Origin of the sequence: Polaromonas glacialis (assembly GCF_000709345.1) — a bacterium.
Classification (GTDB): domain Bacteria; phylum Pseudomonadota; class Gammaproteobacteria; order Burkholderiales; family Burkholderiaceae_C; genus Polaromonas; species Polaromonas glacialis.
In genome coordinates, this window is record NZ_KL448323.1 from 1,812,746 (window position 1) to 1,824,819 (window position 12,074).

The 12,074-nt window shown below is 64.1% G+C and carries 13 protein-coding genes; 3 read left to right on the forward strand and 10 right to left on the reverse strand.

The annotated features are described in order from the left end of the window. Positions 1 to 76 precede the first annotated feature (76 nt). Positions 77 to 1,267, forward strand: coding sequence for an IS4 family transposase (locus tag EC86_RS0108980; protein ID WP_198026729.1), 1,191 nt, complete (start codon positions 77 to 79; stop codon positions 1,265 to 1,267). A gap of 191 nt (positions 1,268 to 1,458) precedes the next feature. Beyond that, positions 1,459 to 1,683 carry a hypothetical protein gene (locus tag EC86_RS27680; RefSeq protein ID WP_084181243.1) on the forward strand — a complete coding sequence of 75 codons (225 nt, stop codon included), beginning with the start codon at positions 1,459 to 1,461 and terminating at the stop codon, positions 1,681 to 1,683. On the opposite strand, the gene EC86_RS0108985 is transcribed toward EC86_RS27680, so the two are convergent. From EC86_RS0108985 to EC86_RS0109030, 10 genes are all read right to left on the reverse strand, one after another. Next, positions 1,655 to 2,641, reverse strand: a complete 987-nt coding sequence (locus EC86_RS0108985; protein ID WP_029525321.1) for a 2-hydroxyacid dehydrogenase — start codon at positions 2,639 to 2,641, stop codon at positions 1,655 to 1,657. The genes EC86_RS27680 and EC86_RS0108985 overlap by 29 nt on opposite strands. Positions 2,642 to 2,658: 17 nt before the next feature. Beyond that, positions 2,659 to 4,071: a sodium:proton antiporter gene (locus EC86_RS0108990; protein WP_029525322.1), complete on the reverse strand. Its 1,413-nt coding sequence runs from the start codon at positions 4,069 to 4,071 to the stop codon at positions 2,659 to 2,661. Between the two features lie 69 nt (positions 4,072 to 4,140). After that, positions 4,141 to 5,337, reverse strand: a complete 1,197-nt coding sequence (pncB, locus tag EC86_RS0108995) for a nicotinate phosphoribosyltransferase (RefSeq protein WP_029525323.1) — start codon at positions 5,335 to 5,337, stop codon at positions 4,141 to 4,143. Positions 5,338 to 5,426: 89 nt separating this feature from the next. Beyond that, positions 5,427 to 5,780, reverse strand: a complete 354-nt coding sequence (locus EC86_RS0109000; RefSeq protein ID WP_029525324.1) for an FKBP-type peptidyl-prolyl cis-trans isomerase — start codon at positions 5,778 to 5,780, stop codon at positions 5,427 to 5,429. A 59-nt stretch (positions 5,781 to 5,839) separates the two neighbouring features. Next, a complete protein-coding gene (locus EC86_RS0109005) occupies positions 5,840 to 6,481 on the reverse strand; it encodes an ABC transporter ATP-binding protein (RefSeq protein ID WP_029525325.1) in 642 nt (213 codons plus the stop codon). Beyond that, on the reverse strand, positions 6,474 to 7,256 hold the full coding sequence (locus EC86_RS0109010; protein WP_029525326.1) for an ABC transporter ATP-binding protein: 783 nt from the start codon (positions 7,254 to 7,256) through the stop codon (positions 6,474 to 6,476). Before EC86_RS0109010 ends, EC86_RS0109005 begins: the two co-directional genes overlap by 8 nt. After that, on the reverse strand, positions 7,256 to 9,133 hold the full coding sequence (locus EC86_RS0109015; RefSeq protein WP_029525327.1) for an ABC transporter permease: 1,878 nt from the start codon (positions 9,131 to 9,133) through the stop codon (positions 7,256 to 7,258). The genes EC86_RS0109010 and EC86_RS0109015 overlap by 1 nt, the downstream gene beginning before the upstream one ends. Before the next feature lie 4 nt (positions 9,134 to 9,137). Further along, positions 9,138 to 9,914, reverse strand: a complete 777-nt coding sequence (locus EC86_RS0109020) for a nitroreductase (protein ID WP_029525328.1) — start codon at positions 9,912 to 9,914, stop codon at positions 9,138 to 9,140. Next, a complete protein-coding gene (locus EC86_RS0109025) occupies positions 9,911 to 10,357 on the reverse strand; it encodes an acyl-CoA thioesterase (RefSeq protein ID WP_029525329.1) in 447 nt (148 codons plus the stop codon). Before EC86_RS0109025 ends, EC86_RS0109020 begins: the two co-directional genes overlap by 4 nt. 23 nt (positions 10,358 to 10,380) lie before the next feature. Continuing rightward, positions 10,381 to 11,337 (reverse strand): histone deacetylase family protein, encoded by a 957-nt coding sequence (locus tag EC86_RS0109030; RefSeq protein ID WP_029525330.1) that lies wholly within the window; start codon positions 11,335 to 11,337, stop codon positions 10,381 to 10,383. Between the two features lie 173 nt (positions 11,338 to 11,510). Between EC86_RS0109030 and EC86_RS0109035 the strand changes: the two genes are divergently transcribed. Continuing rightward, positions 11,511 to 12,053, forward strand: coding sequence for a phasin family protein (locus EC86_RS0109035; protein ID WP_029525331.1), 543 nt, complete (start codon positions 11,511 to 11,513; stop codon positions 12,051 to 12,053). Positions 12,054 to 12,074 lie beyond the last annotated feature (21 nt).

Genomic DNA, 12,074 nt, shown 5'->3' on the forward strand with positions numbered 1-12,074 from the left:
TGCAGATATCAGAGATAATGCAGGCATGGTTTTTCACACCGAACAAGCGGACTCTTCAACACGGCAAGAGCAAAGCGTGCCGTCAAAGCTGGCTGACGAAGACTGGGCGGCGATAGAGCGCCTGCTGCCCGAGCATTGGCAAGCCAAGGCGCGTGAGCTGCACGCGCTCAGGCGCACGCGAGGCGTCGCGGATGCAGCAGCGCTGCTGCGCGTCATGCTCATTCACATTGCTCAGGGCTGCGGCTTGCGGGAGACTGCGCAGCGGGCACGCCTGGGCGGGATCGCCGCGCTCAGCGATGTTGCTGTTTTGAAGCGCCTGCGTCACTGCGCGAGCTGGTTTGAATGGATGGGCAGCCAGCTACGCCAGCAGTGGATGCCGGCCGCGCTCAAGGCGAGCCAGGCCTTGCGGCCCTGTTGGGGCAACTACTGCATCCGCCTGGTCGATGGCACCATGGTCAGCGAGCCTGGCGCGAGCGGCTCCAAGTGGCGCTTGCACTACTCCGTGCAGTGGCCTAGCCTGCGCGCCGACGAGGTCATTGTCAGCACCAGCAAAGAGGGAGAGACGCTGCGCCGCTTTACGGTTCTGCCTGGAGAGGTACTGGTCGCAGACCGGGGTTTTGCCAACCCGCCGGGCGTGGCCCATGTCCACGATGCGGGAGGCGCCGTGGTGGTGCGTACCAATTTGGTCACCTTGCCGCTAAAAACCGCGCAAGGCCAGCCGCTGGGGATTCTTGAGTGCGTCAGCGCACTGGAGACCGGGCAGTGCGGTGCATGGCCCGCCTACGTCAGCCACGGCAAGCGCCTGATTGCGGGGCGGCTGTGCGCGGTCAAGAAAGACGCCGCCTCGGCGCTCAAGGCGCGCCAGCGCGTGACGCGCGAAAGCCAGCGCAATGGCACCGAGCTGCAGCCGCGCACGCTGCTGGCGGCCGACTATGTGCTGGTCTTCACAACCGTTGGCGACGAGCTAAGCGCCGCTGAGGTGCTCGATTTATACCGGGCGCGCTGGCAAATTGAGCTGGTGTTCAAGCGGCTGAAGTCTTTAGCCGGGCTGGGACATCTAAAAAAGCATGACCCCCGGGCCGCTCGCGCGTGGCTACAGGGCAAGCTTTTGGTGGCGCTTCTCATTGATGCCTTGCGGGTCGCCGGCGAGGCTTTTCCCCCCTGGGGTTACATCGAACTCACTGGCAACCGCAGCGCCACTGGCGAGCAGGGCGCGAACGAAAACGAGAAGTCCGTGCCTGTGGCGGGAGTTCTCGCTGATGCATGAGTTGCTGTGTCGCGCCGTGCTGCCGGCTTTGTCACTTGTGCAGGCCCTTACCCAGTGGAGGTGCGTGCGCTATCGTCTGGCCGAGCCGCCTCGAAAACGAAAACTCAAGATTGACGAATGGAATAATTTTTAGGTTAGCGCTTATGCGCCTTCGCGGGTATGACGCAGGGAAGTTATGACTGACCGCATCCTTGGTGCTGCAATTTCACACTCCATTTCTCTATGTGCTGACCGCCGGGGCTGTCACGCTCGGGCTCGGCGATTATGTGGATGCTGGCGTCGTTACAGGTGTCGTTCTCATCAATGCCCGCATTGGCTCCATTCAGGAAGGCAAGGCGGAACAGGCACGTGATGCGGTGCGCTTGCCTTTTATCGACTCTTTAAAAGTTATCGCGTTGCCAGCACCTCGGGGTTGAGAGGCGTCAGGGGCTTGCCTTGCGAGAAGAACTGGATCAGGTTGTCAGCGGCCAGACTGGCCATGGCCATTCGTGTCGGGATGGTCGCGCTGGCGATATGCGGTGTCAGCACCACGTTGGGCACGCTCAGCAAATCGGGATGGACCGAAGGCTCGCCCTCGAACACATCCAGCCCCGCCGCCGCAATCGTGCGGTTGCGCAGGGCCGCCGCCAGCGCGGCATCATCGACGATGCCGCCGCGTGCGATGTTGACCAGCGTGGCGGTCGGCTTCATCAATGCGAGTTCGGCGGCGCCGATGGCGTGGTGCGACGCCGGCGAGTACGGCAGCACCAGCACCAGGTGGTCGGCGGTTTTCAGCAGTTCTTCCTTGCCGACATAGCTGGCCTTGCATTCGGCTTCCAGATCCGCATCGAGCCGCGAACGGTTGTGGTAAATCACCTTCATGCCAAAGCCGTGCGCTCCGCGCTTGGCAATGCCCTGCCCGATGCGGCCCATGCCAAAAATCCCCAGCGTGGCGCCGTGGATGTCGGATCCGGCGAACATGTCATAGCTCCACTTCTTCCACTTTCCGGCGCGCAGGTAATGCTCGCTTTCGGTGATGCGCCGGGCCGTGGCCATCAGCAAGGCAAAGCCAAAATCGGCGGTAGTTTCGGTCAGCACGTCGGGCGCGTTGGTGGCCAGCACCCCGGCGGCGGTCATCGCGTCGATGTCGAAGTTGTTGTAGCCCACCGCCATGTTGGCGCAGATTTTCAGCTCCGGGCAGGCGGCCAGCACTTCGGCGTCGATGCGGTCGCCGCCGGTGGTGAAGGCGCCGGCCTTGCCGTGGAGCCGCTTGATTAATTCGGCCTTGGACCAGGTTTCATCGAGCTGGTTGGACTCGACTTCAAAATGCTGCTCCAGCCTGGCGATGACTTCAGGAAACACGGCGCGGGCAATCAGTATCTTGGGTTTGCTCATGGGAATAGTTGCTTTCTTTATTTGAACCAGATCAAGGTCATGAGAATGAACAGCAGAATCAGGACACCGCCCGACCACAGCATGTAGCCGAAGAAACTCGGCATTTTCACACCCCGGTCCTCGGCGATGGCCTTGACCATCAGGTTGGGCGCGTTGCCAATGTAGGTGTTGGCGCCCATGAACACGGCGCCAGCCGAAATGGCCGCCAGCGTCGAGGCAAAGGTCGTCATCATGGCTTGCGGGTCGCCGCCGGCAGTGTTGAAAAACACCAGGTAGGTCGGCGCATTGTCCAGAAAGGAACTGAGCGCGCCAGTGGCCCAGAAGTACATTGCCGGGTCGGGCGAGCCGTCAGGCCGCGTCACGGCCGAAACAACAGCGCCGAAAGCACCGCTGGTGCCGGCCTTGAGCATGGCGATAACCGGAACGATGGTCAGGAAGATGCCGGCGAACAGCTTGGCCACCTCGACCATCGGCCCCCACGAAAACTGGTTGTCGGCATGCACCTTGTTCGACGTGATGGCCAGCGAGATGAAGGTGATGGCGACCAGCCCGGCATCGCGCACCAGGCCCGGCAGGCCAACGCGGGTGCCTGCGATGTCGAAGGCCACGGGCGACTTCCAGATGCCGCTGAGCAGCACCAGCGCGGCAATCGCGCCCAGCAGCCAGAAGTTGGCGCCGCCATCAAAGCCGATGCGCCGGGTGTCGGGCGTCGGGTCCAGCGGCAGCAACTCCTCGCGGCGGCGGTAAAACCAGGTGTCTAGCGCGTAAAAAATGCCCAGCAGGCTGCCGACCAGAAACAGCGTTTCCGGAAAGATATGCCGCACGGTCCAGAAAAAATCAACGCCCTTCAGAAACCCGAGGAACAGCGGCGGGTCGCCCAGCGGCGTCAGCGAGCCGCCGGCGTTGGACACGATGAAGATGAAGAACACCACCACATGCGCCTTGTGCGCGCGGTTGTCGTTGGCCCGGATCAGCGGGCGGATCAGCAGCATCGACGCGCCGGTGGTGCCCATGAAACTGGCCAGCACCGCGCCAATGGCCAGGATGGCGGTGTTCAGCCCCGGGCTGCCGTGCAGGTTGCCCCGGATATGGATGCCGCCGGCAACGGTGAACAGCGCCGTCAGCAGCAAGATGAAGGGGATGTATTCCTCCAGCAGCGCATGCATGAAGCTGAAAGCCGCCATGCCGGTTCCGTAAGTCAGCGCAAAAGGCAGCAAAAATGCCAGCGACCAGGCCAGCGACACCTTGCCGAAATGGTGGTGCCAGAAGAACGGCGCCAGCAGCGGCAGCAGCGCGATCGACAGCAGCAGTCCGGCAAACGGCACGCCCCACAGCACCGACAGCGCGCTGCCGTCCAGCGTTGCAGCCATGGACAGGCCGGGCGACAGGCAAAGTAGCGCGAAGGCGGCAATGCAACGAAGTGATTTCATGAAAAGTGCCGGTTTTAAGGTCGAATACCCATGGTCGGGAAGCGCGGGCTCGCGTCGTCGGTGGCCCGGTCAGCGCACCGAGGCGACATCGAACACCTGGCGCAGGTAGGCCAGGTATTTCTCGTCATCGCACATGTTCTTGGACGGCGTATCGGACAGCTTGGCCACCGGCTGGCCGTTGCAGCGCACCATCTTGATGACGATCTGCAGCGGCTCGTAGCCCAGGTCGTTGGTCAGGTTGGTGCCGATGCCGAAGGCCAGCTGGCAGCGCCCCCGGAACTGCCGGTACAGCTCGATGGTCCGGGGTATCGTCAGCGCGTCGCTGAAGATCAGCGTCTTGGTCTTGGGATCGACACGGTTTTCGACGTAGTGGCCGATCATGCGTTCGCCCCACTGGAACGGGTCGCCGCTGTCATGGCGCGCGCCGTCGAACAGCTTGCAGAAGTACAGGTCGAAGTCGCGAAGGAAGGCGCTCATGCCGTACACGTCTGACAGCGCAATGCCCAGGTCGCCCCGGTATTCCTTGGCCCACATTTCAAACCCAAACACCTGGCTGTCGCGCAGGCGCGGCCCCAGCGCCTGGCAGGCCTGCAGGTATTCATGGGCCATGGTGCCCAGCGGCGTCAAGCCGAGCTTCATGGCGAACAGCACATTGCTGGTGCCGGCCAGTTGCCCCTCGGCGCCAGTGCCCAGGCGCGTGACCAGCGTGCGCAGCACTTCTTCATGCCAGGCCTTGCTGAAGCGCCGGCGGGTGCCGTAGTCGGCAATCTTGAGTTCGGCCAGGCTCCTGACCTGCAGCTGCCCGATCTTGGTTTCCAGGCGCTTGCGCCCTTCGGTGAGGTCGGGCTGCTTTTGCGTGTTGCGGAAATAGACTTCGTTGATGATGGCCAGCACCGGAATCTCGAACAGGATGGTGTGCAGCCACGGCCCCTTGATCAGGACCTCGATCTCGCCCGAAGGCAGGGCCTTGACGCTGACGTATTTTTCATTGAGCCGGAAAAGCCCCAAGAAATCGACAAAGTCGCTCTTGATGAAGCGCATGGCCTTCAGGTAAGCCAACTCCGCATCCTGAAACTGCAGGCTGCAAAGCCCGCGGATTTCCTCGCGTATCTCATGCACGTAGAACGACAGGTCGCCGACCCCGGGCGCGCCGGCGTTACGGCATTTGAACTTGTATTCCACCTCGGCACCGGGGAACTGGTGCAGCACCACCTGCATCATGGTGAACTTGTAAAGGTCGGTATCGAGCAGGCTGGTGATGATCATGGTGAACCCTGAAGGTGGGCCGTGGCAGGTAATGCGGTGCGCAGACCCGCTGCCGGGCCTGGCGTTGATGTCAAGACCTTGCGGCCAGATCAGGTGCCGAGAAAGTCCACTTCGAACAGCAGGGTAGCGTTCGGCGGAATCGCGCCGCCCGCGCCGCGCGCGCCGTAGCCGAGTTCCGACGGAATGACCAGGCGGCGCGTGCCGCCGACCGACATGCCCTGCACGCCCTCGTCCCAGCCCTTGATGACTTCACCGGCGCCAAGCGAAAACTGGAAGGGCTGGCCACGGTCCTTGCTGGAGTCGAATTTTTTGCCCTGCACGCCGTCGTTGTACAGCCAGCCGGTGTAATGCACCTTGACGTATTGGCCGGCCTTGGCGATGGCGCCGGTGCCCAGCACGGTGTCTTCGTACTGCAGGCCCGAGGCGGTGGTGGTCGTCGTCATGGCAATGTCCTTTGTAGCGATGGATTGAAAAATGAATCAGCACCAAAAGCGGGCTTTTTTCACGAGCCCCTGACTTTACCCGCAACCAGCCACAGCAAGCGGTCGGCGCGCGATGCCAGCAAACGATTTTGCTCGACGAGCAGCAGCGCCATGCCTTCGCGCTTCAAAGCAAGCAGCGCATCGCGGATCGACGCGACCAGCACCGGCGCAATGCCCTCGCAGGGCTCGTCGAGCAGCAGGACCTTCGGGCCGGTCATCAGGGTTCGGGCAATCGCCAGCATCTGCTGCTGGCCGCCGCTCATCTGCGCGGCGGGCCGGTTGAGCAGGGTTTTGAGGATAGGAAACAGGTCCAGCGCCCGGGCTTCATGGGCCTTGGCATCGCGGCCGGCGGCGACATGCAGGTTTTCGCGCACGGAGAGTCCGGTGAACAGACGCCGGTCCTCGGCGACATAGCCGAGCCCGGCCTGCGCGCGACGGTGGGTTTCCCAGCGTTCGACAGCCGCCAGGCCGGACGGCACCTGGCAACGAATCGCGCCTTCGGTGCGTACTTCCAGCCCCATCACCGCCTTGAGCAGCGTCGATTTGCCGGCGCCGTTCAGCCCCTGCAGCACGACCATCTCGCCGGCCGCCACGCGCAGCGACACCTCGAACAGGGCTTGCGCCTGGCCATAGAAGGCGCTGAGCCGGTCGATTTCAAGCATGCGCCGCTCCTTTGATATTCACGCCGTCGCCGTCATCGCCCAGACCATCGCCCAGGTAGAGCCGGCGCACTTCGGCATCGCGGGAAATCTCGTCAAACGAGCCCTGCGCGGCCAGCCGGCCCTCGATCAGCACCAGCACCCGGTCGGCGACGCCGGCCACGGCGTCCATGTTGTGCTCGGTGTAGAGCACGGCCATGCCCTGCCCTGCCAGCGTTTTCACCAGCTGCATCAGGCTGGCGCGCTCGGCTTCGGCCAGGCCGGCGGCGGGTTCATCGAGCAGCAAAAGTTTCGGCGCGGCGGCCAGCGCGATGGCCAGTTCAAGCCGCTTTTTGGCGCCGTAGGCCAGGCTCAAAACGTCGTCATCCGCCGATTCGCGCAGGCCGGTCTGGACCAGCAGCGCCATCGCTGCCTCGACCGACTGCCGGTCCAGCGATTTGAAGGCCGAAATGGCCTTTTGCGCACGGCTGGCCTCGATAGCCAGCTGCACATTTTGTAGCACGCTAAGCGCTTCAAAGACCTGCGCCACCTGAAAGGTGCGCGCCACGCCGTGCCGCAGGCGCGCGGCTGGCGCCAGTTTTTCCAGCGCCTGGCCGTTCCACAGGATGCGCCCGCCGGTCAGTGGGTACTGGCCGGCGATGCAGGCAAAGCAGGTCGATTTTCCGGCGCCATTGGGGCCGATCAGCGCCACGCATTCACCCGCCGCAACGTCGAAGCTCACGCCATCGACCGCATGGATGCCGCCAAAATGCTTGACCAGCCCTTGAACCTGCAGCATCAGCGCTTCCCTTCGATGACACGCTGGCGCCGATGGCTGAAGCGCGACAGCAGACCCAGCAGCCCGGACGGCGAAGCCACCATGATCAGCATGATGAACACGCCCAGCAGGCCGCGCCAGTAAGTCACTTCGCGGCCCAGTTCGGCGCCTAGGTAAGTCAGCACCACGCTGCCCACGACTGCGCCCCAGAGCTGGTGCACGCCGCCGAGCAGCACCTCCAGAAGCGCATCGACCGACGTGGACACGGCCGCCAGCGAAGGGAAAACAGCGCCCTTGTGCGCTGCGAACAGCCCGCCCGCCAGGCTGGCGAGCACCGCGCTTTCGACAAACACGCGGTACTTGAGCCAGCCCACCGACAGGCCGGACGCGGCTGCGCGCAGCGGCGCATCACGCACCGCCTGCAGCGCCGCACCCATCACCGAGCGGCCCAGGTAGCGCAGCGCGAACACGGCCGCCAGCGCCAGCGCCACCAGCAGCAGGTAAAACACCGGCCGGCCGTCATCACTGACCAGCCGCAGGCCGATCAGCCCGTTGTCGCCACCCGTGAGGCCCACCCACTGCGTCGCGCCGGCCCAGACCACCTGCGCCAGCGCCAGCGACAGCATCGCCAGGTACACGCCGCTGCTGCGCACCACCGCCGCGCCGAACACGCTAGCTACGGCCAGCGCCGCGCCGCAGCCCACGGCCAAAGCGACCGGCAGCGTGGCGCCCCAGAGGCTGTGCGACAGCGCCGCGCCATAAGCGCCGAGCGCAAAGAACGCCGCATGGCCAAAGCTGACCAGCCCGCCCAGCGCCATCATGGACTGCAGGCTGATGCCGAAAATCATCAGGATCAAGCCGTCGGCGGCCAGCGCCTGCCAGTAGGCCCCGCCGGACCAGGCCAGAGCGGCGAGCAAGGCAAAGGCCAGCGTGATCAGCAAGGTCGAGCCGCGCCCCAGCCCAAGCCCGCGAAACTTCTGCGCCGGCTCCCGGTTGCCGCCGTGCTCCAGCGACGCGGCCGGCCCGCCCTTGAGCCCCTGCGGCCGGAACACCAGCACCACCGCCATGGTCAGGAACACCACCACCAGCGTCGCCTGCGGAAACCAGGCGGTGCCGAAGGCATGCACCAAGCCGATCAGCAGCGCGGCGACAAAGGCGCCGCCAATGCTGCCCAGTCCGCCGGTGACGACGACCACGAAGGTCTCGACGATCACGTTCATGTCCATCTGCAGGTGCGCCGGTTCGCGCGGCAGTTGAAGCGCGCCGCCCAGCCCGGCCAGCGCGCAGCCCAGCACCACCGCGCCCAGCATGAGGGGCTTGGGGTTGACGCCCAGCGCGGCCAGCATGTCGCGGTCCTGCGTGGCGGCGCGCAACCGCTGGCCAAACAAAGAACGCCGCAACAGCACATGCAGGCCGAGCCAGACCAGCGGCCCGAGCGCGATCATCGCCAGCTGGTACACGGGAAAGAATTCGTCGCCGATCTGCACCGATCCCTTGAGCCCCGGAAAACGCGGCGCGAACACCTCGTCGGGCCCGAAGCCCCACTGCATCGCGTCATGCATCGCCAGGCTCAGGCCGAAGGTGGCGACCAGCTGGTACAGCTCGGGCGCGCCCGACATTCGCCTTAACAAGAGAAATTCGGCAATTGCGCTCGCCAGTCCTGCGCAGGCAGCTCCCAAAAGAATAGCAATCAGGTAGAGCGGCGCGCTGCCACCCCAGGCCGGAAACCAGTCCGTGACCCAGTGCGCGGTGAACAGCGCGCCCAGCATGAAAAAGCTGCCATGCGCGAAATTGACGATCCGCGTGACGCCGAAAATCAGCGTCAGCCCCGAAGCCATCAGGAACAGCGTGGTCGCATAAGACAGCCCGCCGAGCAGCTGGACGACGGAAAAGGTCACTGGCTCAATCTAGCCAGGTTGTAAATTCGGCAGCACTGACGCGAGGCGTGCGAAAGGTGTTGACCAGCGCCGATTCGTCGGCATAGCCGAGCGACATGCCGCAGACCAGCATTTCCTGCTCACCCGCGCCGATGTGCGGCATGATGATCTTGGCAAAGCCGTTCCAGGCGGCCTGCGGACAGGTGTGCAGGCCGTGGCCGCGCGCGGCGACCATGAGGTTCTGCATGAACATGCCGTAGTCCAGCAGCGAGCCGCGTCCCATCACCCGGTCCAGGGTGAACATCAGCCCGACCGGCGCATCGAAAAACCGGTAGTTGCGCTGGTGCTGCGCATGCATCTTGTCCTTGTCGCCCTTGGTGATGCCGAGCAGGCCGTACAGGCCCCAGCCGTTCTCGCGCCGGCGGTCGATGTAGGGCGACACCCATTTTTCAGGGTAATAGTCGTATTCCTCCCGGTAGTCGGCCGCCAGCGCCGGGTTGTCACGCAGCGCGTCATGGGCGCGGCAGACCTTTTCAGCCAGACTGTCCTTGCTCGCGCCCTGCAGCACATAGGCTTTCCACGGCTGCGTGTTGGTGCCCGACGGGGCGCGGCTGGCCAGTTCAAGCAGATGCAGGATGAGCGCGCGTGGCACGGGCGCCGGCAAAAACTCGCGCATCGACTGGCGGCTTTCGATGGCGCGGTCCACCGCGTTGACGGGCGGCTGGCAGGCACTGTTCGGCGCGTCCTCCAGCGCAAAGTCGCCCGCGACGACAGGGTGGGCGGAGGAATCGGTTGGGTTCATTTCAGCATCTCCAGGACAGACAGTAATTCAGGCGGCAGGCAGGCAGCCGGCCGGCGCGTGGCGCGGTCGACATACACATGGATAAAATGGCCCCGGGCGGCGCACGGCAAGCTAGCGTCGGCCGAGAACAGCGCGACTTCATAGCGCACGCTGGAGGCGCCGGCATGCGCCACGCGAATGCCGGCCACCACTGGCTCGGGAAAGGCCAGCGGCGAAAAATAGTTGCAGCGGGTTTCCACCACCAGGCCGATCACGGGGCCGGCATGGATGTCGAGCGCGCCGCGCTCGATCAGCAGGCCGTTGACGGCGGTGTCGAACCAGCTGTAGTAAACGACGTTGTTGACATGGCCATACATATCGTTGTCGGACCAGCGGGTGCCGATGGCCCGAAAGGCCCGGTAGTCGCTGCGGTATTCGGGCTGGGGGCGGGGTGTCAAGCTCATGGAAAGGCTATTTTGCCAGCGCTTCAGCCGGCCGTTTGCCAGCGGCGCCAATATTCAAGCGCCACGCGGTAGGTGTTTACCTGCACCTGCACGGTGTCGTCGATGTTCACGCCGTAGCCGCCGGCCATCGAAAAAGCCAGCGGGATGCGCCGCTGCCAGGCCCAGTCGAACACCCGGCGGTCCCGCGCCTCCAGGCCGTCAAAGCTCAGGCTCAGCCGTCCCAGGCGGTCGCCTTCGAACGGGTCGGCGCCGGCCAGGAACAAGATCAGGCCGGGCTCGAAGCGCCGCTCCAGCTCGTCCAGCGCCTGTTCCAGCGCCTGCAGGTAGGGCGCGTCCAGGCAGCCGTCGGGCAGCTCGACATCCAGGTCGCTGGCATCCTTGCGGAACGGAAAGTTCTTTTCGCCATGCAGCGACAGCGTGAACACGCTGGCATCGCCGGCAAAAATGCTGGCCGTGCCATTGCCCTGATGCACGTCCAGGTCAATCACCGCGACCTGCAGCGGCAGGCGCGCCTGGCGGTGGCGCCGCGCCCATTCGGCCTGCATCAGCCGCGCAGCCACCGCCGAGTCGTTGAAGACGCAGAACCCGCCGCCCTTGCCCGCGTAGGCATGGTGGGTGCCGCCCGCGAGATTGGCGGCAATGCCTTCGGGCCGGGCGCCCGGCGCCAGCCCCAGGGCCGTCCGCGCCGCCATCACGGTGGCGCCGGCCGAACGCCTGGCGCGCTCGGCCATCGCCGGGCTCCAGGGAAAGCCGATCTCGCGCTGCGCTGGCGCCGGCAGCGTGCCCTGGGCGATGGCCTCTATATAAGCCGGCGTATGCACCAGCGCCAGTTCGCCATCGCTGGCCGCCGGCGCCTCGCCCAGACGCACCTCGGACAGTTCACCGGCCAGCCGCTCGCGCAGCAGCTGGTACTTTGGCATGGGAAAGCGGTGTCCGGCGGGCAGCGGCAGGACAAAATGATCGGCGTAGAAGGCTTGCACGAAACTTGATCCTGAAATAACGAATCAGATCAGAGTAACCTGTCTAGATTGGTGCATTGCAGCAAAATATGTTTGCAAAAGGACAGGTTTCTCCTATAATCAATTCCATGTTGCAGTGCAGCAATTCAGCGCAAAGCAACTATTTACCTTAACTACACTTACGGAGATTACTTATGCTGACTGCTGAACAACTCATGGCTTCCCACAAAGCAAACATCGAAACGCTGTTTGGCCTGACCCAGAAAGCCTTCGAAGGCGTTGAAAAGCTGGTTGAACTGAACGTGCAAGCCACCAAGGCTGCCCTGGCAGAAACCGCCAACAACGCACAAGCCGTCATGGGCGTCAAGGACGCACAGGAACTCTTGGCACTGCAAGCCAGCATGGTCCAGCCCCTGGCTGAAAAGACCGCTGCCTACAGCCGTCACCTGTATGACATCGCCCAGTCCGCCGGTGCTGAAATCAGCAAGACCTTTGAAGGCCAGACCGCCGAAGCCCAGAAGAAGTTCGCCGACCTGGTCGAAAGCGCCACCCAGAATGCACCTGCCGGTTCTGAAACCGCAGTGACCATGATGAAAAGCGCCATGACCGCCGCCAACACGGCCTTCGAGTCGGTGCAAAAAGCCGTCAAGCAAGCCGGCGACATGGCCGAAACCAACTTCAACACGGTGTCCGAGTCCGCCTTGAGCGCCACCAAGGGTGTTTCCAAGAAGCGTTAATTTCCAGCGGGCTTCTCAAGT

Coding starts and splice junctions, on each gene's coding strand:
- EC86_RS0108985 (WP_029525321.1), bottom strand. CDS start 2,641: ATGAGCAAACCCAAGATACTGATTGCCCGCGCCGTGTTTCCTGAAGTC.
- EC86_RS0108990 (WP_029525322.1), bottom strand. CDS start 4,071: ATGAAATCACTTCGTTGCATTGCCGCCTTCGCGCTACTTTGCCTGTCG.
- pncB (WP_029525323.1), bottom strand. CDS start 5,337: ATGATCATCACCAGCCTGCTCGATACCGACCTTTACAAGTTCACCATG.
- EC86_RS0109000 (WP_029525324.1), bottom strand. CDS start 5,780: ATGACGACGACCACCACCGCCTCGGGCCTGCAGTACGAAGACACCGTG.
- EC86_RS0109005 (WP_029525325.1), bottom strand. CDS start 6,481: ATGCTTGAAATCGACCGGCTCAGCGCCTTCTATGGCCAGGCGCAAGCC.
- EC86_RS0109010 (WP_029525326.1), bottom strand. CDS start 7,256: ATGCTGCAGGTTCAAGGGCTGGTCAAGCATTTTGGCGGCATCCATGCG.
- EC86_RS0109020 (WP_029525328.1), bottom strand. CDS start 9,914: ATGAACCCAACCGATTCCTCCGCCCACCCTGTCGTCGCGGGCGACTTT.
- EC86_RS0109025 (WP_029525329.1), bottom strand. CDS start 10,357: ATGAGCTTGACACCCCGCCCCCAGCCCGAATACCGCAGCGACTACCGG.
- EC86_RS0109035 (WP_029525331.1), top strand. CDS start 11,511: ATGCTGACTGCTGAACAACTCATGGCTTCCCACAAAGCAAACATCGAA.